At 62.2% G+C, this 19,759-nt stretch carries 25 protein-coding genes and 1 tRNA gene; 9 read left to right on the top strand and 17 right to left on the bottom strand.

What is annotated here, in order from left to right; all coding sequences use genetic code 11:
• The first annotated feature begins 46 nt into the window (after positions 1-46).
• Entirely contained in the window at positions 47-1,360 is a 1,314-nt protein-coding gene (locus FO488_RS12600) for a tyrosine-type recombinase/integrase (RefSeq protein ID WP_149210878.1), read from the top strand.
• Between the two features lie 6 nt (positions 1,361-1,366).
• Here FO488_RS12600 and FO488_RS12595 read toward each other — a convergent pair.
• Positions 1,367-1,455, bottom strand: a tRNA-Ser gene (locus FO488_RS12595).
• 291 nt (positions 1,456-1,746) lie between these two features.
• On the opposite strand from FO488_RS12595, the gene FO488_RS12590 reads away from it, so the two are divergent.
• Entirely contained in the window at positions 1,747-2,001 is a 255-nt protein-coding gene (locus FO488_RS12590; protein WP_149210877.1) for a hypothetical protein, read from the top strand.
• Between the two features lie 193 nt (positions 2,002-2,194).
• Here FO488_RS12590 and FO488_RS12585 read toward each other — a convergent pair whose 3' ends face one another.
• The 8 genes from FO488_RS12585 to FO488_RS12550 all read right to left on the bottom strand — a co-directional run bounded on the left by FO488_RS12585 (position 2,195) and on the right by FO488_RS12550 (position 8,351).
• On the bottom strand, positions 2,195-2,890 hold the full coding sequence (locus tag FO488_RS12585) for a Bax inhibitor-1/YccA family protein (RefSeq protein WP_149210876.1): 696 nt from the start codon (positions 2,888-2,890) through the stop codon (positions 2,195-2,197).
• A gap of 124 nt (positions 2,891-3,014) precedes the next feature.
• Positions 3,015-4,136, bottom strand: a complete 1,122-nt coding sequence (locus FO488_RS12580) for an MBL fold metallo-hydrolase (RefSeq protein ID WP_149210875.1) — start codon at positions 4,134-4,136, stop codon at positions 3,015-3,017.
• 31 nt (positions 4,137-4,167) lie between these two features.
• Entirely contained in the window at positions 4,168-5,097 is a 930-nt protein-coding gene (locus tag FO488_RS12575) for a DMT family transporter (protein ID WP_149210874.1), read from the bottom strand.
• A complete protein-coding gene (locus tag FO488_RS12570; RefSeq protein ID WP_149210873.1) occupies positions 5,094-5,531 on the bottom strand; it encodes a (deoxy)nucleoside triphosphate pyrophosphohydrolase in 438 nt (145 codons plus the stop codon). Before FO488_RS12570 ends, FO488_RS12575 begins: the two co-directional genes overlap by 4 nt.
• 14 nt (positions 5,532-5,545) lie before the next feature.
• Positions 5,546-6,412 (bottom strand): YitT family protein, encoded by an 867-nt coding sequence (locus tag FO488_RS12565; RefSeq protein WP_149210872.1) that lies wholly within the window; start codon positions 6,410-6,412, stop codon positions 5,546-5,548.
• Between the two features lie 53 nt (positions 6,413-6,465).
• The gene (locus FO488_RS12560; protein ID WP_149210871.1) at positions 6,466-7,089 is read right to left on the bottom strand and encodes an HAD family hydrolase; all 624 of its coding nucleotides are present in this window, start codon (positions 7,087-7,089) and stop codon (positions 6,466-6,468) included.
• Positions 7,079-7,408 carry a cupin domain-containing protein gene (locus FO488_RS12555; protein ID WP_149210870.1) on the bottom strand — a complete coding sequence of 110 codons (330 nt, stop codon included), beginning with the start codon at positions 7,406-7,408 and terminating at the stop codon, positions 7,079-7,081. The genes FO488_RS12560 and FO488_RS12555 overlap by 11 nt, the downstream gene beginning before the upstream one ends.
• Before the next feature lie 7 nt (positions 7,409-7,415).
• Positions 7,416-8,351, bottom strand: coding sequence for a CopD family protein (locus tag FO488_RS12550; RefSeq protein ID WP_149210869.1), 936 nt, complete (start codon positions 8,349-8,351; stop codon positions 7,416-7,418).
• 300 nt (positions 8,352-8,651) lie between these two features.
• Between FO488_RS12550 and FO488_RS12545 the strand changes: the two genes are divergently transcribed.
• Complete coding sequence (locus FO488_RS12545) at positions 8,652-9,353, top strand: GGDEF domain-containing protein (RefSeq protein ID WP_168206021.1); 702 nt, start codon at positions 8,652-8,654, stop codon at positions 9,351-9,353.
• A gap of 12 nt (positions 9,354-9,365) precedes the next feature.
• On the opposite strand, the gene FO488_RS12540 is transcribed toward FO488_RS12545, so the two are convergent.
• Together FO488_RS12540 and FO488_RS12535 are read right to left on the bottom strand one after the other, a co-directional pair.
• Positions 9,366-9,857, bottom strand: a complete 492-nt coding sequence (locus FO488_RS12540; protein WP_149210867.1) for a DUF4118 domain-containing protein — start codon at positions 9,855-9,857, stop codon at positions 9,366-9,368.
• Between the two features lie 120 nt (positions 9,858-9,977).
• Positions 9,978-10,298: an Hpt domain-containing protein gene (locus FO488_RS12535; protein WP_149210866.1), complete on the bottom strand. Its 321-nt coding sequence runs from the start codon at positions 10,296-10,298 to the stop codon at positions 9,978-9,980.
• A gap of 173 nt (positions 10,299-10,471) precedes the next feature.
• On the opposite strand from FO488_RS12535, the gene FO488_RS12530 reads away from it, so the two are divergent.
• From FO488_RS12530 to ruvA, 6 genes are all read left to right on the top strand, one after another.
• Positions 10,472-11,719: an NAD(P)/FAD-dependent oxidoreductase gene (locus tag FO488_RS12530; RefSeq protein ID WP_149210865.1), complete on the top strand. Its 1,248-nt coding sequence runs from the start codon at positions 10,472-10,474 to the stop codon at positions 11,717-11,719.
• Positions 11,720-11,757: 38 nt separating this feature from the next.
• Positions 11,758-12,771 carry an AmmeMemoRadiSam system radical SAM enzyme gene (gene amrS / locus FO488_RS12525; RefSeq protein WP_149210864.1) on the top strand — a complete coding sequence of 338 codons (1,014 nt, stop codon included), beginning with the start codon at positions 11,758-11,760 and terminating at the stop codon, positions 12,769-12,771.
• Between the two features lie 216 nt (positions 12,772-12,987).
• Positions 12,988-13,713 carry a polyprenol monophosphomannose synthase gene (locus FO488_RS12520; protein WP_149210863.1) on the top strand — a complete coding sequence of 242 codons (726 nt, stop codon included), beginning with the start codon at positions 12,988-12,990 and terminating at the stop codon, positions 13,711-13,713.
• Between the two features lie 25 nt (positions 13,714-13,738).
• Entirely contained in the window at positions 13,739-13,903 is a 165-nt protein-coding gene (locus tag FO488_RS12515) for a hypothetical protein (RefSeq protein WP_205743269.1), read from the top strand.
• A gap of 12 nt (positions 13,904-13,915) precedes the next feature.
• Entirely contained in the window at positions 13,916-14,452 is a 537-nt protein-coding gene (gene ruvC, locus FO488_RS12510) for a crossover junction endodeoxyribonuclease RuvC (protein WP_149210861.1), read from the top strand.
• Positions 14,449-15,048, top strand: coding sequence for a Holliday junction branch migration protein RuvA (ruvA, locus tag FO488_RS12505; RefSeq protein ID WP_149210860.1), 600 nt, complete (start codon positions 14,449-14,451; stop codon positions 15,046-15,048). The genes ruvC and ruvA overlap by 4 nt, the downstream gene beginning before the upstream one ends.
• 125 nt (positions 15,049-15,173) lie before the next feature.
• Here ruvA and FO488_RS12500 read toward each other — a convergent pair whose 3' ends face one another.
• From FO488_RS12500 to FO488_RS12475, 6 genes are all read right to left on the bottom strand, one after another.
• Entirely contained in the window at positions 15,174-16,061 is an 888-nt protein-coding gene (locus tag FO488_RS12500) for a YgcG family protein (RefSeq protein ID WP_149210859.1), read from the bottom strand.
• Between the two features lie 67 nt (positions 16,062-16,128).
• On the bottom strand, positions 16,129-16,713 hold the full coding sequence (locus FO488_RS12495) for a LemA family protein (protein ID WP_149210858.1): 585 nt from the start codon (positions 16,711-16,713) through the stop codon (positions 16,129-16,131).
• A gap of 225 nt (positions 16,714-16,938) precedes the next feature.
• Entirely contained in the window at positions 16,939-17,208 is a 270-nt protein-coding gene (locus FO488_RS12490) for a SemiSWEET family sugar transporter (RefSeq protein ID WP_370514278.1), read from the bottom strand.
• The gene (locus FO488_RS12485) at positions 17,205-17,948 is read right to left on the bottom strand and encodes an RNA methyltransferase (RefSeq protein WP_149210857.1); all 744 of its coding nucleotides are present in this window, start codon (positions 17,946-17,948) and stop codon (positions 17,205-17,207) included. Before FO488_RS12485 ends, FO488_RS12490 begins: the two co-directional genes overlap by 4 nt.
• Entirely contained in the window at positions 17,945-18,583 is a 639-nt protein-coding gene (locus FO488_RS12480; RefSeq protein WP_149210856.1) for a DedA family protein, read from the bottom strand. The genes FO488_RS12485 and FO488_RS12480 overlap by 4 nt, the downstream gene beginning before the upstream one ends.
• Before the next feature lie 28 nt (positions 18,584-18,611).
• Entirely contained in the window at positions 18,612-19,571 is a 960-nt protein-coding gene (locus FO488_RS12475) for a GTPase-activating protein (protein WP_149210855.1), read from the bottom strand.
• Positions 19,572-19,759 lie beyond the last annotated feature (188 nt).

Below are 19,759 nucleotides of genomic sequence, written 5' to 3'. Positions count from 1 at the left end.
AGACTGTTGATGGTGGGAAGAAGCTGGGTAACGGATCGGAGTGACCGTGATTCAGAGTGACCACCTCATGCTCTTTGACAATGAGGAGAAGAAAAAAGGAGCCATCATTCGGAAGAAGGGTTCCAGCAAGCTGTATATCCTTTTCTATTATTTCAACAGGCGCGTGGAGAAGACCACCGGTGTTGACGACACCCCTGCGAATAGCGAGCAGGTGAGGAAGTGGCTTGACCGGGTCATTGAAAAGAGGGACGCAGGGAAGCTGGTTTTTGCCGATGCCTTCCCTGGTGCGTCTGATGAAGAGAAAGCGTACTTTGCCAGGCTGGAAGGGTGGAATTATTCACCTTCCCCCAAAGACATTATCATTGGGGACTATATCGAAAAGTGGGACCGGGAGGTCGTGGAACTGTATGACTCCCATACTAAGCGGTTTGATTATCGGGTGATTCTCAAATGCTGGGTCAAGCCGTATTTTGCCGAGAAGACCTTTTACGAACTGACTCGGCTTGAAATGCAGAAGTTCATTGCCACGTTCAAGTGCAAAATCGGCAAGAACAAGGGCATGCCGTTGTCCCGTGCCCGTGCCTCCAACATCGTCACGGTGGTCAGGGCACTCTTCAACGATGCCACTGACGAATACCATTGGGACATTCCCGATCCCTTCCGCAACATCAACCGGCACATGCCCAAGACCCCGCCGCAGGTCCGGGACATCTTCCTTTTCGATGAATGGCTGCATATAGTGGCGGCCCTGCCCGAATGGCACCGGCCTATGATCGAATTTATGATGCTGACCGGCATGATCCATTCGGAGATTTCGGGGTTGCTGCGCAGTCACATCCGAGCCGATCACATTATGGTGCAGCAATCCATTGTTCGCGATATCGAGAGCCCGACACTCAAGACTCGCTACCGGATCCGCAAACTGCCGATTACGCAACGCATCAGGGGCATCCTTGATGAAGTGCTGGTCCGCACCAACAGCCCCTATGTGTTCGCACAACCCAATGGCACCCCCTACCGGAGAGAGCCTTTTGTCGAGCGTTGCTGGAGAAAGACGGTCGTAAAGTGCGGAATCCCGTACCGTCCGCCATACAGCATCCGGCACAGCTTTGCCGCCTGGAGCCTGCTGGTGGGGATTGAGCCGCTGCGATTGGTAAAGCTGATGGGGCACGGCAGCAAACAGATGGTTTATGAGGTCTACGGAAACTATCTGGACGGTCTGGAGGGTGACTACTGGGAAATCGTGAATTACTTCGGGAAAGACTACATCGAGGCCAAGAGAAAACCCCTTTCTTTCTACCAAAACCTTCTTGGTGAAAGTCTGGTGAAAGAAAGGGGTTTGTTAGGCGTAACCGCCTGAAATTACTGGCGGAGAAGTAGGGATTCGAACCCTAGGTACCCGGAGGGTACACTTGATTTCGAGTCAAGCGCCTTCGACCACTCGGCCACTTCTCCAAAAATGAGTGCGTACCTTATCCCAATTTTATCCAAAACTCAAGCCCTAGATGGTGGCTGGCGTCCATATGTGCCGTGCACGTTGTTTGTCATATTTAAAAATTGACAGATCGCAAAATGGGTATCAAGATCAATCTGAATCGATTCCGATACCCGTTCCGGTATCTTATCCTGCTGAAATAACGGCAGAGCGCGGGACGGCCGGTTTCGGGTCACCCCGCCGGAAGGTGGCCCTTGAATTATAACCTGCATTGCCGATGATACTACTATATCGATCAAATGGAGGCACCAATGCCACTGGCTCAACTCTCACCCGCCGTCGTCGTGGGTACCCCGGCCAACCTTAATCCGCTGGCCCAGGCGAACAACACCGCCACGGCGGCGGTCGTCGGAACCGTCGCCCAGAGGAGCACGCAGAAGGCGAAGAGCGATTCCGTGACCATTTCCCGGGAAGCCATGGCCAAGGCTGCCGAGGCCGGAGCCCAGAACGGCGGCGGCAAGGATGCCCAGACCAAGGACGCCGCGCCCCAGGCAAAGCCCCGCTAACCCCTCCTCGCCGTAACCTGCGAAAACAGCGGAAGATGCTCTGCTGCCCCTGAGCGGCCGCAGTTTCCCGGTAAAATATGACGATGCCAAGAACAGGTCTGTTCTCGGCATCGTTTTTTTTTGCGGAGGACAGGGGGCGTGTCCCGGGAAGTACGCCATGCCGACGGGAGTCAGGCCAGGCACGGCCGTCGGGTCAGCGCCGCCGCCCGACGAATCTGAGCAGCATCAGGAAGAGGTTGATGAAGTCCAGGTACAGGGTCAGGGCGCCCATGATGGCCGGTTTCCGCCCCTCCATGCCGCTTGCCGCCAACGCTTTGATCTTCCAGGTGTCGTAGGCGGTGAGGCCGGTGAAGACGAGCACCCCGATTGCGGAGACGACCCAGGAGACCGCATCGCTGCGCATGAAGATATTGACCAGGGAGGCGATCACTACGCCGATCAACCCCATGAACAGGAAGCTGCCCCAGGAGGTCAGGTCGCGCCTGGTCAGGTAGCCGTAGGCGCTCATGGCGCCGAACATCCCGGCGGAGACCACGAAGGTCGAGGCGATGGAGTCGGCGGTGTAGACCAGGAAGATGACCGAGAGGGTGACGCCGTTGAGTGCCGAATAGCCGAGGAACAACAGCGTCGCCGTTGTGGCGCTCAGCCGTTCGATGGCGCCGGAGAGGACGAACACCAGGCCGAGTTCCCCCAGCATCAGGCCGTAGAAGACAAAGCGGTTGCCGACGATGGCCTTGAGCAGTGCCGGGGAGGAAACGGTCACAAGGGCCAGCAGGGCGGTGAGCAAAAGGCCGGCGCCCATCCAGGCGTAGACCTGGCGGACCAGGCTGTTCTGGGCGGTTATGGCCCTTTCCCGGGCCTGGGGGTAATTTGTGTCGAACTGATTCATGTCGATGATCCTTTCGTCTTTCCTGTCGAACGGGTTGGCGTGCCCATGGGCTGGCACGATTTCCAGACGGTTCCATCATGGCTTGTTTTCAGTGTATTGTCCAGGCCTTGTTGCGGCCCTGCCGTCACGTCGTGCCGTCGTCTCTTCCCCCTGGCGGCCGCAGCCAGCCGGCCACGTCGGCAACCCCCACCGGCGCGGGGACGATGTGCCTCGGGAGCCGCAGGATCTCGGTGCCTCGGGGCGGTTGCAGTTCGTGGTACAGGTCCACGGTGCGGCGCAGGTAGCTCTTGGAGAGGTGCAGGGGGAGGAGGTAGCGTGGCGCCAGGCGGCCGGTCAGGCGGTTCAGGTCGCCGGTGGTGAGGTGGTAGGAGGCCCGGGCCTTGTGCACATCCGCCTCCAGGAAGGTGCATTCGGCGCAGAGCAGGGTCAGGCCTCCCAGGAAGCGCTCCATGGCGGCCACGTTTTCCCCGGTCCAGCCCACATCGGTGACGTACCCCAGGGAGGCGGTCCTTTCCCGGGCGCGGATGGCTTCGTACAGCGCCGCCGGGTCGTCGGCCGGTTCCTCCCGGCACCCTTTTTCGTCCCGCCGGATGACCAGAACCGGGTGCCGGCTCTCCCCCTTCCACACCCTGGTCTTCAAGTCCCGCAGCCACTCCCCGGCTACCAGCCCCTGAGCCTCCAGCCTGGCGGGATCGACGGAAAAATGCGGGCGCTCGTTGGCCCGGAAAGCCAGCACCGGCAGTTTGTGATCCAGCAGCTCGGCCTCGACAGATACGTAGCGGCACGACCAAATCTCCGGGCCGGTACGGGGCTCCGCGCCGTCATAGACGCCCATGAACCGGTCGGGGCCGGGAAAACGGTAGTGGAGGACGCGGTCGGCGTGGACCTCGTGGCACCGCAGGGTGAACCAGGTGGGCTCGGCCAGGTTCCAGTCGTACCCCCCCAGGAGATGCTGGACCCGTTCGGCCATGCCGGGGGGGCCGAAGACGTCCAGGGGACGGGGGGAGGCGTGGTGGTGGCGCACCAGGGTGGGGAGCCCCATGATGTGATCCATGTGGGCGTGGCTGATGAAGACCGCCGCGATGGGCTTGACGACCCGTTTGGCCAGGTGGGCGACCTGGCCGCAGTCGAAGAGCAGAGCCCTGCCCAGGGGACGGATGCGCAGGAAGATGAGCGGGTCGTCCAGCAGGCCGCCGAAGCAGGCCGGTTCACAGTAGCGAAATGGCAGATGGTTGCCGCTGGCCATGGCTGTTCACCACCTCCTCAGCCCTATTCTATCACGTCAGCCCGGAAACCCCATTCCCTGTTGCCACATACCGTTTCACCAACCGCCGCTCCATCAGGTAGCGGACGCCCAGGGGGATGACGACCGCGACGAAGATGATCCCGCAGCCGAGCCATTCCCGGGCGGAAAGGCGCTCGCCCAGGACAAAGAAGCCGGCGACCAGGCTCCAGACCGGGTCGAGGGTGTAGATGAGCCCGGCCCGGGTGGCGGTGACGTAACGCTGGTAGGCGTTCTGGAGGGTGAAGCAGAACACGGTGGGAAAAACGGCACAATAGGCCACCGACAGGAGGGCGGAGCGGTGCAGCGTCACGGGGGGCAGCGGGAGCAGCAGGGTGACGCATCCGGCCATCAGCGCCGCAGTGGCGAACTGCACCAGCGAGACCAGGTAGACGTCGTCGTCCCTCAGCAGCTTGGAGACGGTGACGACCTGGCAGGCGATCATGAGGGCGCAGAAGGTGGAGATCAGGTCGCCCCGGTTGAACCCCGCGCTGCCGCCGGTAGCCAAAAGCCAGATCCCGGCCGAGGCCAGGATGGTGCCGGCCAGGTTGATCCGGCCGATCCTCTCGCCCCAGACGATCTTGACGATGAAGGGAATGAATAGGACAAACAGGTTGTTGAGGATGCCGGCCCGGGAGATGCTGGTCCCCTGGACGCCGAAGACAAAGCTGATATTGGTCAGCCCCAGGGTGGTGCCGACCACGGCGCCGCGCCACAGGATCTGCCGGTTGAGGTTTGCGAGCCGCCGGCCGGAGACGAACAGCATGATCAGGGTCGCCAGGCCGAAGCGCATCAGGACGAAGAGCTGGGGCGGGATCTCGCGCAGGCCGATCTTGGTGAAGAGGAAGCTGCCCCCCCAGAAGAAGGTGGTCAGGATCAGTATGAAATAGACCCACCCCATGGCGGGCTGTGGACGGGAGGTCATGGATGCATACCCTCTCCGGCCCCGAGGCCCCTGGTCGCCAGATAGCCGGCGATGATCGGCCGGTCGGCCTCGGCCCAGTCCAGGGCGAGCATCTGCTCCGGTTCCAGCCAGGCCACGGCCCGGTGCTCATGCAGGGTCATGGTGCCGTCTCCGGGGGTACAGACAAAGGGATAGAGGGTGACCGTGAAGGTCTCGTAGGCATGGGTCGCGACCGGGAGCGCCCGGCCGACGTTGATGCCGATGGCCAACTCCTCCCGCACCTCCCGGACAAGGCATGCCTCGGGCGTCTCGCCCGCCTCCAGCTTCCCGCCGGGGAATTCCCATTTGAGGGGCATGTTCATGGTTTCGCTCCGCTGGGCGGCCAGGGTCCTGCCGTCATGTTCGATAATGGCGCAGGCTACGTGGATATGGGGTTTCACGGGATTCGCTTTCATTCAGGAAACGGTGCTTAATGCAATGCCGGCTTTTTGATGATGCCGCCCACGACATCCGACAGCGGGTGGACCAGGATGAACGCCGATTCGTCGATCTCCGTGGCCACATTCTTGACGCTGCCGATCTCCAGGCGGGTGACGACGCAGTTGAGGATGTGCATCTCCTTGCCGGTTTTGCCCCCCCGCCCCTTATACACCGTTACCCCCCGGTTCAGGACCCGTACGATCGCTTCGCGGATCTCGTCGCTCTTCTCCGAAACGATGACCACCGCCGTGTATTCCTCGATGCCGTGGATGAGGAAATCGACGGTTTTCGACGCCGACAGGTAGGTGAGGACCGAATAGAGGGCCGATTCGATGCCGAGGTAGAAGGCGGCGGCGGCGAAGATCAGGAGGTTCAGGAGCAGGATGACGTCGCCGACCTTCAGCAGATGGCTGTTCTTGCTGATGAGGAGCGCCGCGATCTCCGTGCCGTCCAGCACCGCCCCGCCCCGGATGGCGAGGCCGATGCCGGCGCCGATGAAGAAACCGCCGAAGACCGCCGTGAGGAGTTTGTCCGGCGTGATGTCCGGGAACTGGACGAAGGCCAGGCAGAGGGAGAGGCCGGCGATGGTCAGGGTGCTCTTTATGGCGAACATGATGCCTATCTGCCGGTAGGCGAGGGCGATAAAGGGGAGGTTGATGACCAGGATCAGGACGGCCAGGGGGATGCCCAGCACATGGGAGAGCAGCATGGATACGCCGGTCACGCCGCCGTCGATGAAATGGCTGGAGAGCAGAAAGCCCTTCAGCCCCATGGCGGCCGAAAAGACGCCCAACACGATCAGGACGGTATTCAGGGATTCCCGCTGCAGTGTTTTCTTGGATAGGGTCCAGACCATGGTCGAAAAAATCCTCCTGATGCAAAAATGAAATGAAGTAGGGCCAGCGGGCCTTACCGGCCGAGTTGCACAACCAGTTCTTCCAGGGTTCCGACGCAGATGTCGGCCAGTTCCGGCCAGCGGAAACGGCGCGTTATGTCCACGTGCACGGTCAGGGCCCCGGCCAGGCGCCCGGCCTCAAGGTCGTAGAGATAGTCCCCCACCATGACGGTTGCCGCCGCCTCCGCGCCCCAGAGCGCCATGAGGCGGTGGATGCCGTCCGGGTCCGGTTTGGGCAGGGCCTCGTCCCGCCCCAGCACCTCGGCTGCCGCAAAATAACCGCCCAGGCCGATCATCTCCAGGGTGCGCAGGGCATTGTCGCGGGTATTGCGGGTCAGCACCCCCAGGGAAGCGCCGGCGCCGTAGAGGCGGTCCAGCAGTTCCGGCGCCCCCGGGGCGGCCTCCGTGAGGTGGGCCAGCTCCAGCTCGATCTCCTGCAAGCGGACGTGCAACGGCCGGGCCCGGTGTTCCGGCAGGGAGGCCAGGTGGCCGAGGATGTCGCACCCTTCGGGGATGGACAACTCCTGCCGGATGGCGGCGAAATCGTGCACAGCCACGGTCAGGGTGCCGTCCAGGTCGAAAACCCAGTGGGAACGGCCCGCAATGGCATGGGCGTACCCGGTGCCGTTACCCGCCAATGTGCACCGCCAGCCAGATCGTGGTTTCGTCGGGGGAGGTCCAGGCTACCCGGTGGCGCCGCCGGGCCGGAATCATGAGGTAATCGCCCGCCGCCAGGCGCCGCGGTTCGGGTTCGCCATCGAAAAACAGTCCGGCGCTCCCCGCCAGCAGCAGCACCCATTCGTCCCGGTCCTGATCGTACCACTCCCCGTCCGGTGTGGCATGGCCGCGGGAGAGGATGCGCTCGATGCGCACGGCCCCCTTGTTCGCCAGGGTCTCGAACAGTTCCGCAGGCAGGTCGTGGGGCACATGGCTGAACATGTTTCCTGATGCCGTCATGGGGCACTCACCACCACCGCCAGAGGGCGACGATCAGGGTGATCGAAAACACCATGGCCAGATTCATGTATGCCATGAAGAAGAATGCCCGCACATGGAACGGCCGCGCCGGAGCGGCCGGAGTTTGGGCGATGCTCCCGACGCGGGGCAGGGTCAGCAGCCGGTCCTCGCCGTGGGGGGCTTGGCCGAGAAACGGGGTCAGGTCCTGGCCGGCCGGGTGGCGCCCGGCATGGGTGCCACCTTTCCAGAGCGCGCTGGCGCTGGCGTCGTACACCGTGCCGTTATGGGCGAAGTAGGCCGGTCGCCCCTGGGTGCCGTCGAAGAAGGCCAACTCCTCCGGCGTGAAGGATGTGCCCGCTGGAGCCGGGCTGGCCGCTTCTTCCCGCCGTGCCCGCAGGCGGGGGCCGATCACGAATACCGCCACCAGGGCGGAGACGACCATAATGGCGAACAGGCTGATCTTGATCAGCAACAGGATGCCGAACCGGGTGTGCAGGAGCAGCTCGCTGGAGGTGATCCGGTAGTGGGTCAGGATGCCGCCGGTCAGGGCCATGGCAGCCATGGAGGCCAGCCCGACCCGCACTTCGCCCCGGGGCAGCCCCTGCGAGGCGTAGGCCGGTTTGAGCACCAGGTGCACGTAGAGGATCGTACCGAACCAGAATATGGCCACCACCAGATGGATGTAGCCGCTCACCAACCGCAGGACGCGGGAGAGGGCGCCGCTGGAGGTGCGCTCGGGGGCCGCTTCGGCGGTTTTGGGGGTGACGTCCGCCAGGGAGTGGTGCAGCTCGAACCGCTTGCCTGCCGCGGTCAGTTCACCGCCGCCGGCTCGGCTCAGATGGCAAAAGCCGCATTCCTTGCCGGTCTGCTGCGCATACTCTTCCAGGGCGTTGGCTGGGATATTTGAAAATACGATAAAAGCGATGGTTAATATAAATGGCATGGTTCTCATGCGTCCCTCCACCACCGGATGCCCGTGCGCAGGCCGGCAGGCATGCCGTCGGGAGGTCCGGCCCGCCTCGCCGCTCATCACCTGTTTCCGGGGAGTCTTAACTTTTACGATATTTCGTCGCCCGACGCAAGGCTTCCGGCATGCCGCCCGGGTGGCCTGGTGCCGCCCCGCCTGTCTGCGATGGAACGTGACAAAAGGGATATAATCGGATAAAGTGCCATACTATACAGCCACATGCCGGGAATTTCCGGCGGTAATCTTCTCGGCACCTGCCAATGTGGAGGGCGGACCATGGCCTTGGACGGAAAAACACCCGGATCGACATTGCCCGACGACATCAGCCGGTTCGAGAATATCATCGCCGACGGCAATCCCCTGTACCCCAAGTTCAAGCTGCTGCTGGAGAGCTATAAGAAGCTCGCCCGCCACGCGGAAGGCCTGGTCCACGAGAACGGACTGCTCGGTATCCAGCTCGTGGAACTCAACCGCTCCCTTGAGCTGGCGACCAGGGTAGACCCCATGACCGGCCTGGCGAACCGCCGCCACATCAAGGAAAAGGTCGAACAGGAGTACAGTCGCGCCCAGCGGCACAACCGCACTTTTTCCATCATCCTGGCCGACATCGACAACTTCACGAGGATCAACGACAGCTACGGCTACAATGCCGGGGACGACGTTCTGGTGGAAATCTCGCGCGTGTTCATGGGGTGCGTGCGCCAGGAGGATGTGTGTGCCCGTTGGGGAGGCGAGGAGTTTCTCATCCTCCTGCCTGAAACCTCGATTGAGGGCGCCTTGGCGGTGGCCCAGAAAATCCACGAGTCGGTTGCCATGACGGAGTTCAAAGCCAGCAAGCCGGGCATCCGGACCACCATCAGCATCGGGCTCAGCGAGTACACCCCCGGCCAGGCGCTGTTCGAGTGCGTCAACCGGGCCGACCACGCCCTGCAGCAGGCCAAGAAAAGCGGGAAAAATCGTTATATCGCCGAGCCGTAGCCTGTCTTCGCTTCACCCCCCGTTGAGACCCTCGGGCTTTTCCCCCTGCCCCGTGCAGGGAGACGGCTCTTTCCCTTGAACGGCTTCTTTCAGTTTGCCCAGCTCGTGGAGCGCTTCTTCCAGCCGGTGGTTGAGCTGTATTTCGTTGATCAGCATTTGTCTGATCCGGGCGATGGTGAGCGCCGTGGTAAGGAACGAGATCAGGCGCATGAACATCTCCCAGTAGATGAAGTAGGCGCGGGAGTACGGATGGTTGGTGTACTTGTCCGACAGGTACCAGCATACGGCCGAGGCGCCGGCCATGAAGAGCCCGGGGCGTTTGCCGCCGAACCAGGCCGAAACGGAAACCGGGATGAAGTAGAAGATGAAAAATCCGAACTCGTAGCCGGTACTATAATCGAGCCAGCCGATGCACAGCAGTATGGTAAAGCTTGCGGCGTAAACCGCCCCATCCCTGGCGGGCGACGGTGTCAAGACTGGCGTGATGAGAGGGGTACGGCCCATGGAGGCGCTCCATGATCAAAGGGGGATGAGGCACAGCATACCAACTCTTTGCAAAAAGAACAGCACGTGTTACAAAACAGTAAGGTGACGGAGCGTCGGGGAGAGGTACCCGACTGCGGGCTAGGACAGCTCGGCGATCACCTCGTGCAGCTTGGCGTCGATCACGGGGAGCAGGGCGCTGATAATGCTGGCGTCGCCCTGGTTTCCGGCCAACTCCGCCTGGCGGGCAAGTTCGCTGAGCTCATAAGCCCCGATATTGGCCGCCGAGGACTTGAGGGAGTGGGCATGGCGGATCGCCACCACAAGCTGGCCGGCATCGACCGCATCCCGCAACTTGCGCGCGAGTTCAGGCCCATCATGCTTGAAGATGGCGCAGATTTCGACAAACAGTTCCTGGTCGTTGTCTATCCGTTCGAGCACCGCGAGTTTGTCAACCGTCATGAAGGGGCCTCCGCCGGCACCGAACCGTCACCCGGATTCTTTACCTTACATCGTTCAAGGGTTACGAGAGCAGGGAGTATGATGACAAATTTTGAGCATGTCCGCAACAAAACTATGGCTGTTCTCTGGCAAGCGTCCCGGGCGCATTCCACGAAGCGGGGGGCGGGATCACTATGAAACGGGTTGTGATAGCCGGAATGGGGTTCGGCGGCTTGCGCGCGGCCAAAGGCCTCGCGGGCAGCGGCCTGGAGATCGTGATGGTGGACCGCCACAACTACCATCTTTTCCAGCCGCTATTGTACCAGGTGGCCACGGCCGGGCTGGAACAGGAGTCGATCGCCTATCCGATCCGTGCCCTGGCCCGGCGCTGGAAGGGGGCGCGTTTCCGGCTCGGGGAAGTCACGGGTGTCGATTTCACCGGCAAACGGCTCATGCTCGAAGACGGGGAGATACCTTACGACTACCTGATCCTGGCGGCCGGCAGCCGTACCAATTTTTTCGGCCAGGAGGCTATCGAGCGGCACGCTTTCGATCTCAAACGCCTGGACCAGGCCGAGGAGTTGCGCAACCATGTGCTGCTGGCCTTTGAACAGGCCTCCCGCGAGCCCGACCCGGAGCGGCGGCGGGCGCTTTTGACCTTTGTCGTCGTCGGGGGCGGCCCGACCGGGGTCGAATTCGCCGGCGCCCTGCGCGAACTGGTCGCCCACGTGCTCTCCCGCGACTATCCCGAAGTGCGGCCGGAGGAAACCCGCATCATCCTCATGGAAGCCGCCTCGTCCCTTTTGGCTGTCATGCCGCAGCGATTGCAGGGGTACGCGCTGGAGCGGTTGCGCTCCATGGGGGTCGAGGTCATGCTCCAGACCCGGGTGAGCGGTGCGGACGGGGAGCATGTCCATATCAACGGTGGCGAGGTCATCCCGACCCATACCCTGTTCTGGTCGGCAGGCGTGGCGGCCGTCGAACTGGCGGGAAAACTCGGGCTTGCCCAGGGAGGGGCGGGCCGGATCATCGTGGCCCCCGACCTGAGCATTGCAGGCCACCCGGAGGTCTTTGCCATCGGCGACATGGCCTGCCGGGAGCAGGACGGCGTCCCCCTGCCCATGCTGGCGCCGGTGGCCAGCCAGCAGGGGCAGTACGTTGCCCGCGCCATCCTTGCCCGGGAGGAGGGGGCGTCCTTGCCTCCCTTCCGGTACCTGGACAAGGGGACCATGGCCACCATCGGCAGAAACGCCGCGGTGGCCACCACCCACGGCGTGAGTTTTTCGGGCTATCCGGCCTGGCTGGTCTGGCTGCTGCTGCATCTCTACTACCTGATCGGATTCCGCAATCGTTTGCTGGTGCTGATGAACTGGGCCTACTACTATTGGTTCCATGAGCGTCAGGTGCGGCTGATAACCGCTTCCCCCCGCCGTTCCCCCTGACCGGCCGAACACCCCGGACGCAGCAAGGGAGGTATGTCATGCGCGAAGCTCTTTTCTACGAAAAGCTGCCCAACGATGTCGTCGAATGCTTCCTGTGCCGTCACCACTGCCGGATTGCCCCCGGAAAACGCGGTATCTGCCGTGTCCGGGAAAACCGGGCCGGCCGGCTCATGTCCCTGGTGTATGGCCGGGTGGTGGCCGAACATGTGGACCCGGTGGAAAAGAAACCGCTCTTCCATGTCTTGCCCGGCACCACGAGCTATTCCATCGCCACGGTGGGGTGCAATTTCCGCTGCCGCCACTGCCAGAACTACACCATCGCCCAGTACGAGCCGGGTCCCGCCGCGGAAGTCCCCGGCCAGACCACAACGCCCGAACAGGTCGTCGAGCGGGCCCTGCGGAACGGCTGCCGTTCCATCTCCTACACCTACACCGAGCCGACCGTTTTCTGCGAGTACGCCCTCGATTGCGCCCGCCTGGCTTCCGCTGCCGGCCTGAAGAACATCTTCGTCACCAACGGCTATATCACCCCCCGGGCGCTGGACGCGGTTGCCCCGGTTCTGGACGCGGCGAATATCGACCTGAAAGGCTTCACCGACGATTTTTACCGGCGCGTGGCAGGGGCGCGCCTGGCGGAGGTGCTGGAATGCATCCGCGACTACCGGCGCCGCGGGATCTGGCTTGAAATCACGACCCTCGTGATCCCCGGGGAAAACGATTCCGATGAACAACTGGACGGAATCGCGCGCTTCATTGCCGAGGAGCTGGGGCCGGACGTGCCGTGGCATATTTCCCGGTTCTTCCCCCAGTACCGGATGACGGATCGGGAGCCCACGCCGCCGGCGAGCCTGGAGCGGGCGATCGAGGCCGGCCGTCGGGCCGGCCTGCGTTACCTCTACGTGGGAAATCTGGCAGGAGGCCGCGAAAACACGGACTGCCCGGCATGCAAGGCCACGGTCGTCAGGCGCGGAGGGTTCCAAGTACTCGATAACAGGCTTGCCGGCAACGCGTGCCCCCAGTGCGGTATGGAACTTGCTGGAATATTCGTTTGACCTGTTTTTGCCGTAAAACTCCGGGAAAAGGCCGCGCCCGGGGGGGCACGTTCGTATCCCCGCCTGGCGGCCCCACTTCCGGGGCCTCCCCATGCCCGGGGTTGTGCGGCGGAGGGCCGGGGTTATCCGCCTTGACTTTTACGCAGGTCATGCCGTACATTCGTCAGTTGCGGAACATGCTGGCGACCATTCCACGCGCCCTGGAGAATTCGGAACTTGAAAGCCATCGTCGTCATTCCCACCTACAACGAGCGGGACAACATCATCCGCCTTTCCGGAGAGATACTCGCCCAGCATCCCGATCTGCACATATTATTCGTGGATGACAATTCGCCCGACGGCACCGGAAAACTGGCCGACGAACTGGCCGCCGGGAACGGGCGAATCAGTGTGATCCACCGCTCCGGCAAACTCGGCCTCGGGTCTGCCTATCGGGCGGGCTTCAAGGAGGCCCTGGCCAAAGGGGCCGACTACCTGATCGAGATGGACGCCGATTTCTCCCATTCCCCGACGGTGCTCCCGGTCTTTCTCGAGGCCATCCAGAACGCGGACCTGGTCGTGGGGTCGCGCTACCTCAACGGCGTCAGCGTCGTCAACTGGCCCATCCGCCGCCTGATGCTCAGCTTCTTCGCCAGTGTCTACACCCGCTTTGTGACCGGCCTTCGGGTCAAGGACTGTACGAGCGGGTTCAAATGTTTCCGCCGTTCCGTGATCGAGGCCTTCGATCTGGACAGCGTCAAGTCGGACGGCTACTCGTTTCAGATAGAGATGAACTACCGCTGCATGGAAAAGGGGTTCAGGATCGTCGAGGTGCCGATCATCTTCATCGACCGGCATGCGGGCACCTCGAAGATGTCCGGCAAGATCGTCCGGGAGGCGGTCACCATGGTGTGGAAGCTCCGTTTGGGGACGTTTTTCAGGCGTCTGGTCGGGAAAGGATAATGCGATAATGAACGAGGCGTGGGGTATGGTTACCATCGTCGGATTTGCCGGATGGCTGGCGGCGGCTCTGATCTTTCTTTTTGCCGCGTTCCCCGAGCGGGGGCGCTTCGAAAAACGGCCCGCCATGGTGTGGGGGGGCGTGCTGGCCGTCTGCTATGCCGTGTGGGTCGCCGGGCTGCTCAATGCATGAACCGGTGCAGCCATGAGGGTATTGGGCATCGATCCCGGTTCGCGCATCACCGGTTACGGTATCGTGGAACAGCAGGGAAACCGTCTCGTTCACGTTGACAACGGCGCTATCTTCACCGACAGCGCCGCTGATTTTCCCGGCCGCCTGAAACGGATCTTCGACGGCCTTTGCTCCGTCATCGCCCAGTACCGGCCCGAGGAGGTGGCGGTGGAAAACGTCTTCTTCTCGACCAATGCGCAGAGCGCCCTCAAGTTGGGCCAGGCGCGGGGGGCGGCCATCGTGGCGGCGGTGCATGCCGGCCTGCCGGTGGCCGAATATACGGCGCTCCAGGTCAAGCAGGCGGTGGTGGGGCAGGGGAGGGCCGAAAAAAGCCAGGTGCAGAAGATGCTCAAGGCGCTTTTAGGGTTGCCCGAGATCGCCCAGGCCGACGCCTCCGACGCCTTGGCGGTGGCGGTCTGCCACATCAACTCCGCCGCCCTGAAACAGATGACCGGGAGCGCTAAACCGGCGTCGCGGAAACCTCGCTCCTGGAGGGACATGAAGCTATGATCGCACTGCTGACCGGGGTTATTGCCCATAAATCGCCCGACCACATCATCCTCGACGTACATGGTGTCGGCTACCGGGTGTTGATCCCCTTTTCCACCTACTACGAACTGCCCGAGGAGGGGGGGACCGCCTCGCTCCACATCCATACCAGCGTGCGTGAGGACGCTATCCACCTGTACGGTTTCCGCACCCGTCTGGAAAAATCCTTTTTCCAACTGCTGATCTCGGTTTCGGGCATCGGCCCCAAGATGGCCCGCGACATCCTCTCCAATATTCAGCCCGGCCCGCTTGCCCAGGCCCTTGTTCAGGGGGATGTCCTCAAGCTCTCCGCCATTCCGGGCATCGGCAAGAAGACCGCCGAGCGCCTGGCCCTGGAGTTGAAGGACAAGGCCGGCAAGCTCGATCTCGCCTCCGCCCCGGTCCTGGAGGCGCGGGAGGTGCCGGCGGAGGGTGTCGTGGATGACGTCGTCTCGGCGCTGCTCAACCTGGGGTACAAGGAGCCGCAGGTGCGCAAGGCCCTGGGGGGACTTGACGCCGCAGGGGGCGCCACGGTGGAGGAGTTGCTCAAGCAGGCCCTGAAGATCCTGATGAAGTAGGCGGGGATACCCAGCGGGCCATGCCCCACATGAGGGGGCTCTCCGGAGTGGTTCGTCTCCGGTTCCTCAACCTGCTGCCGGTACGCCCCCGCCGCCCTGATTGCTTTCTTGACCCGAAACCGGCATCAATAATCGTCCGACGACCCGCCGCCGTCGAAGTCGCCGCCCCCGCCGGAAAAACCGCCATCGCCACCGGATGAACCACCCCCGCCGCCGTAAAAACCGCCGCCTCCCCATCCTCCGCCGTAGAAACCGCCTCCGCCCCCCCCGCCGAACATGCCGGAGAACAAGAGACTGAGCAGGAATCCCACCACGAGGCCGACGCCGGCCAGGATCAACAACATCACCAGGCCCAGGCCGGGAAAGGCCAGGAATGCGGCCAGCGGCAGACCGATCGCCCCGGCCAGGCCGCTCAGGTAGCGGGAAAAGGCGCCGAGCAGGACGGCCACGACAGCGATCAGCAGGAGGAGCACCGGGAGCGAGGACGAGCTTTTTTTATGAGCCCGTTTGCCCGCATCCTGGGGAGTGGCCTTGAATTCACCCGCGGTCGCGGCGATGATGGCGTCGATGCCGGCGGTGATGCCCTGGTCGAAGTTGCCGGATTTGAGATGGGGACGCATGACGTCACGGATGATATGGCTGGCGGTTATGTCCGGCAGCACCCCCTGGAGTCCCATGCCGACCTCGATGCGCACCCTGCGCTCGGCCTGGGCCAGGATCAGCAGCACGCCGTTGTCCCTCCCCTTCTGCCCGAGCTTCCACTGTTCGGCCACGCGGATGGAGAATTGGTCGATATCGTCCCCCTGGAGGGTGGGGACGGTCAGCACGGCTATCTGGGTGGAAGAACCGCGTTCGAAAGCGGCCAGTTTCTGCTCCAGCCGCTGCGCGGTTTCGGGCGACAGCAGCCGGGCATAATCGTTGACCCTGCCGTTGAGCTGCGGTACATCGAGGGCCGGCAACGGGAGAGGCAGGAGCACCAGAAGCGCCAGTATGAATATGTTGCGTAACCTCATGGTAATGCCCCCGTCACCGTGCGTGCCCCGTGCGGTGGAGAAGCGGCCGCACGGGACACGGTTTTAGCTAGAACTTGATCTTGGGCGCCGTTTTTGCCCCCTCTTCCGCCTTGAACGCCTCTTTGCGGTTCAGGTGCAGCAGCAGCGAGTTGGTGAGGGAATTGGGAAAGGTGCGGATACTGGTGTTGAATACCTGCACGCTTTTGTTGTAGCGCTCACGGGCCACGTTTATGCGGTTCTCGGTCCCTTCGAGCTGTTTCTGCAGGTCCATGAAATTCTGGTTGGCCTTCAGGTCCGGGTACTTCTCCACCACCACCATCAGGCGGGAGAGGGCGCCGGAGAGTTCCCCCTGGGCCTTTTGAAACTTGTCCAGGCTCTCGGGATTGTTGAGGACATCCTTGCTGACCTGCATGGAACCGACCTTGGCGCGGGCCTCGGTGACCGCCTTGAGGGTATCGGCTTCATGCTTGGCGTATCCCTTGACCACTTCCACCAGGTTGGGGATCAGGTCGGCCCGGCGCTGATAGGATGATTCCACGTTCCCCCAGGCGGCGACGACCGCCTCCTCGTTGGCCTGCATGGTGTTGTAGCCGCAGCCGGACAGGAGGGCCAGCAACAGCAGGATGGGCAGTTTTGCGACGATTCTCTTCATTGGTAGTTCCTCCGTTTGTGCTTGGTGGTGAACCTGAAAAACTGGCGCCACAGGGTCGCAGAGCCGTCGAGACGACAAAACCGAAAGATTGCATCGTTGATGATTTCACTGGTGATGCACCGTTTCGGCGGATGGTTTCGGGTGGAAAAACTCCACGGTTTTCTTCTGTGCCTTCGTGGCCCTGTGGCCTCATTGCCGTTTTGCAGGCTGAAATGTCGGCACGGGTCAGACGGTGTCGTTGCGATAGCGGAGCTTCAGGCCGGTGAGCAGGGCGTTGCATGCCAAGGGCACGATATTGGCCACGATCAACGGCAGGTTATGAATAAGCATACCGTAAACGATCCAGAGAGCAACGCCGATGGAGAGCAGCACCGGTTGCCAGACGGAGATGTCCCGGGCATGGCGGGTGCGCAGGGTTTTTATCACTTGGGGGACGGCCGCTATACTGGTCAGGGTGCCGGCGACGAGTCCCAGGAACGTGGGGTCCAGGTTCACGGCCGCTTCCTTCCGTCGAAATCGCTGCAGGCCCAGTCGATCTGGGAGAGTGCGCCCCGCAGGATGGCAACCTCGCGGCCGTCCAGTTCGGCCCGGAAAAATATCCGCCGCATGGAGCGCATGATGTGCTCCGGGTTCTGCTCGTTGAGAAAGCCGATCTTCAGCAGGCAGGAGCCGAGTTGGTTGAAAAACGGCTCCATCTCCTCCGATGTCGCCAGTGGCGTGGTGCGGCCCCCGCCGGGAGGCGAGCCGGCCTTGCCCAGTTCGTAGCAGAACACCAGGACCGCCTGGGCCAGGTTGAGGGAACCGTAGTCATCGGCCGAGGGGATGGTGGCATGCCAGCGGCACAGCGACAGCTCTTCGGTGGTCAGCCCGCTGTCCTCGCGGCCGAAGACGATTGCCGCCGGGCACTCCGGGCCGGCCTGTTCCCTGAGGCTGGCGGCCACCTCCGTCGGCGAGAGTATCTCCTGGCGATATTTGCCGTGCCGGCGGGTGGTGCCGACGGTCAGGGTGCAGTCGGCCAGGGCGGAGGCGAGATCGGGGAAGACCACCGCCTCTTCCAGCAGGTTTTTGGCCGCTACGGCAAATTTGAGGGATTCGGGATGGAACCGGTCACACCCTTTGACCAGCCGAAGCCGGGAGAGCCCCATGTTTTTCATGGCGCGGCAGGCCATGCCGATGTTGCCGGGAGACTGCGGTTCCACCAATACGATGGAGATAGTGTCCAGAATGGATTTCATGGGGTCGTTTTCCTTGTTTTCTGCAGGGCGCGCATCCTGGCAAGTCGGTGCCTGGCCGGCCCTTTCAGTTTGAAGGCGTGGTAGGCGTGGAAACACCAGGTGATCATGATGAACCCCACCAGCACCAGCACCAGGTACTGCTCGTATTTACCCACATCGTCCAGCACCAGCGCAGCGCTTTTGCCGAACAGGTAGCCGGCCAGGGAGAATGCCACCGCCCAGGAGAGGGCGCTCAGCAGGTTGATCCAGAAAAAGGTCCGGGGCGCCAGGCTCGTGATGCCGAGGATGATGGGAAGCACGATGCGAAAACCGTAAGTGTAGCGTGAAATGAAGGCCACGAACGATCCGTACTTCTCGATCAGGCGGAGCGCTTCGCGGAATTTGCGGGCAATGGAGTGAAACCGTCGCAACAGGCTCTTGCCTTTGAAACGGCCAAGGTAGAAGTAACACTGATCGCCGAGGAAGGAGCCGGCCCACGAGGTGAGTATGACGCCGGCCACATTCAGATACCCCTGGAACGCCAGGAATCCCGCCATGATCAGGATCGCCTCCCCTTCGAGAAAGGTGCCGACGAACAGGACCCAATAACCGTGGACCTGGAGATACTCTTTGAGTAGTTGCTGGAAGTGCACCATCCGCTCCCGTCAGCATGCGGTCCACCGGTTATACTGCCAGGCGCCCTGCTATTTCCGATTTCATCAGGTCGATCATTTCGTCGATGCGGGCGTTGCCATCGATACGTCTGGCCTCGCTTTCGAGCAGGTCGATGAAGATCCCGCTCTTTTCGTCTTCGAAGAGAACCCGGCTGCCGCCGGCCTGTTGCAGCCCCTTTTCGACGGCCATGCGCCCCTCTTTTGAAAGGTATGCCGCGGCGATCTCCTTGAGATCCTCCACCAGCGCCTGGAGCCTCTCCTCATCCAGCCCGGCCTTCGCCCCTTTCCGTTCAAGCGGGGCATCTTCGGAAGCCGGGGCCGTCTGGCGGGCCTGGGCGGCCTCCCAGAGCTTGTCCAGATTGACCATCTTCAGGAGGTCGTACCGCGTCAGTTCCTCCATCGGCTTGGTGGAGCAGATATCCACCAGCGCCCCCGGAAGCGCTGCAACCTTGCGCGACTCTTCGGGAGATGCCTCGACGGCTTTGGCCTCGTCGTGATAATAACCGATCGGCTGACCATCCTTGTAGAAGATCATGGCGGAGCGTTGTGCCGTGTAAAACCGGACCACGCCGTTCAGCCCCTGATTCCTGAGCTGGGTCAACGTCTCTTTGATGTCGATCTGGCGGACTTCGCTGCCGTTCAGCAGTTTGCCGCCCAGGAGCAGCGCGTGGGCGCATACGGCCAGGTCGGCGGTCATGCGATAGATGTCGATCTCGCCGCCGGAAGTGAGGATCTTGTCAAATATCAGGGCGAGCGCCTCGAAGCCGGTTCGTTCCTTCTCCCCCTCACAGGCGCTGGCGCAGATCAGCACCCCCTTGACAAAGATACAATCCGCCTCGAAATCTGTATCGGTATGCCTGAGATAACCGGAAAAACCGCCCTTGGCCAGCTTGTTCAGCACCTCGGGAAGCACTACCTTGAGGGCGGGTATCTTCTCGTACAGTGGGTTTGCCTTCGGTAATAAACGCATTGATTCGTCTCCGGAATATTCTCGAATGAGCAGATGAATACGACGGCCGACCGCCCCTGGGGCCCACTCGTTCAAAGTATTTCAGCCTACTGTATTTCCCCAGGCATGTCAAAATGTAATTGAGCGCGCCGGCGCGGCAAAGTGCCGGGTATCATGGCTTTAATATGCTTGACATGTCGTTGGCGTTT

Source organism: Geobacter sp. FeAm09 (assembly GCF_008330225.1).
Lineage (GTDB): Bacteria > Desulfobacterota > Desulfuromonadia > Geobacterales > Pseudopelobacteraceae > Oryzomonas.
This window is presented reverse-complemented; position numbering and strand designations above follow the sequence as displayed.

Coding starts and splice junctions, on each gene's coding strand:
- FO488_RS12590 (WP_149210877.1), top strand. CDS start 1,747: ATGCCACTGGCTCAACTCTCACCCGCCGTCGTCGTGGGTACCCCGGCC.
- FO488_RS12585 (WP_149210876.1), bottom strand. CDS start 2,890: ATGAATCAGTTCGACACAAATTACCCCCAGGCCCGGGAAAGGGCCATA.
- FO488_RS12580 (WP_149210875.1), bottom strand. CDS start 4,136: ATGGCCAGCGGCAACCATCTGCCATTTCGCTACTGTGAACCGGCCTGC.
- FO488_RS12575 (WP_149210874.1), bottom strand. CDS start 5,097: ATGACCTCCCGTCCACAGCCCGCCATGGGGTGGGTCTATTTCATACTG.
- FO488_RS12570 (WP_149210873.1), bottom strand. CDS start 5,531: ATGAAAGCGAATCCCGTGAAACCCCATATCCACGTAGCCTGCGCCATT.
- FO488_RS12565 (WP_149210872.1), bottom strand. CDS start 6,412: ATGGTCTGGACCCTATCCAAGAAAACACTGCAGCGGGAATCCCTGAAT.
- FO488_RS12555 (WP_149210870.1), bottom strand. CDS start 7,408: ATGACGGCATCAGGAAACATGTTCAGCCATGTGCCCCACGACCTGCCT.
- FO488_RS12550 (WP_149210869.1), bottom strand. CDS start 8,351: ATGCCATTTATATTAACCATCGCTTTTATCGTATTTTCAAATATCCCA.
- FO488_RS12545 (WP_168206021.1), top strand. CDS start 8,652: ATGGCCTTGGACGGAAAAACACCCGGATCGACATTGCCCGACGACATC.
- FO488_RS12540 (WP_149210867.1), bottom strand. CDS start 9,857: ATGGGCCGTACCCCTCTCATCACGCCAGTCTTGACACCGTCGCCCGCC.
- FO488_RS12535 (WP_149210866.1), bottom strand. CDS start 10,298: ATGACGGTTGACAAACTCGCGGTGCTCGAACGGATAGACAACGACCAG.
- FO488_RS12530 (WP_149210865.1), top strand. CDS start 10,472: ATGAAACGGGTTGTGATAGCCGGAATGGGGTTCGGCGGCTTGCGCGCG.
- amrS (WP_149210864.1), top strand. CDS start 11,758: ATGCGCGAAGCTCTTTTCTACGAAAAGCTGCCCAACGATGTCGTCGAA.
- FO488_RS12515 (WP_205743269.1), top strand. CDS start 13,739: ATGGTTACCATCGTCGGATTTGCCGGATGGCTGGCGGCGGCTCTGATC.
- ruvC (WP_149210861.1), top strand. CDS start 13,916: ATGAGGGTATTGGGCATCGATCCCGGTTCGCGCATCACCGGTTACGGT.
- ruvA (WP_149210860.1), top strand. CDS start 14,449: ATGATCGCACTGCTGACCGGGGTTATTGCCCATAAATCGCCCGACCAC.
- FO488_RS12500 (WP_149210859.1), bottom strand. CDS start 16,061: ATGAGGTTACGCAACATATTCATACTGGCGCTTCTGGTGCTCCTGCCT.
- FO488_RS12495 (WP_149210858.1), bottom strand. CDS start 16,713: ATGAAGAGAATCGTCGCAAAACTGCCCATCCTGCTGTTGCTGGCCCTC.
- FO488_RS12485 (WP_149210857.1), bottom strand. CDS start 17,948: ATGAAATCCATTCTGGACACTATCTCCATCGTATTGGTGGAACCGCAG.
- FO488_RS12480 (WP_149210856.1), bottom strand. CDS start 18,583: ATGGTGCACTTCCAGCAACTACTCAAAGAGTATCTCCAGGTCCACGGT.
- FO488_RS12475 (WP_149210855.1), bottom strand. CDS start 19,571: ATGCGTTTATTACCGAAGGCAAACCCACTGTACGAGAAGATACCCGCC.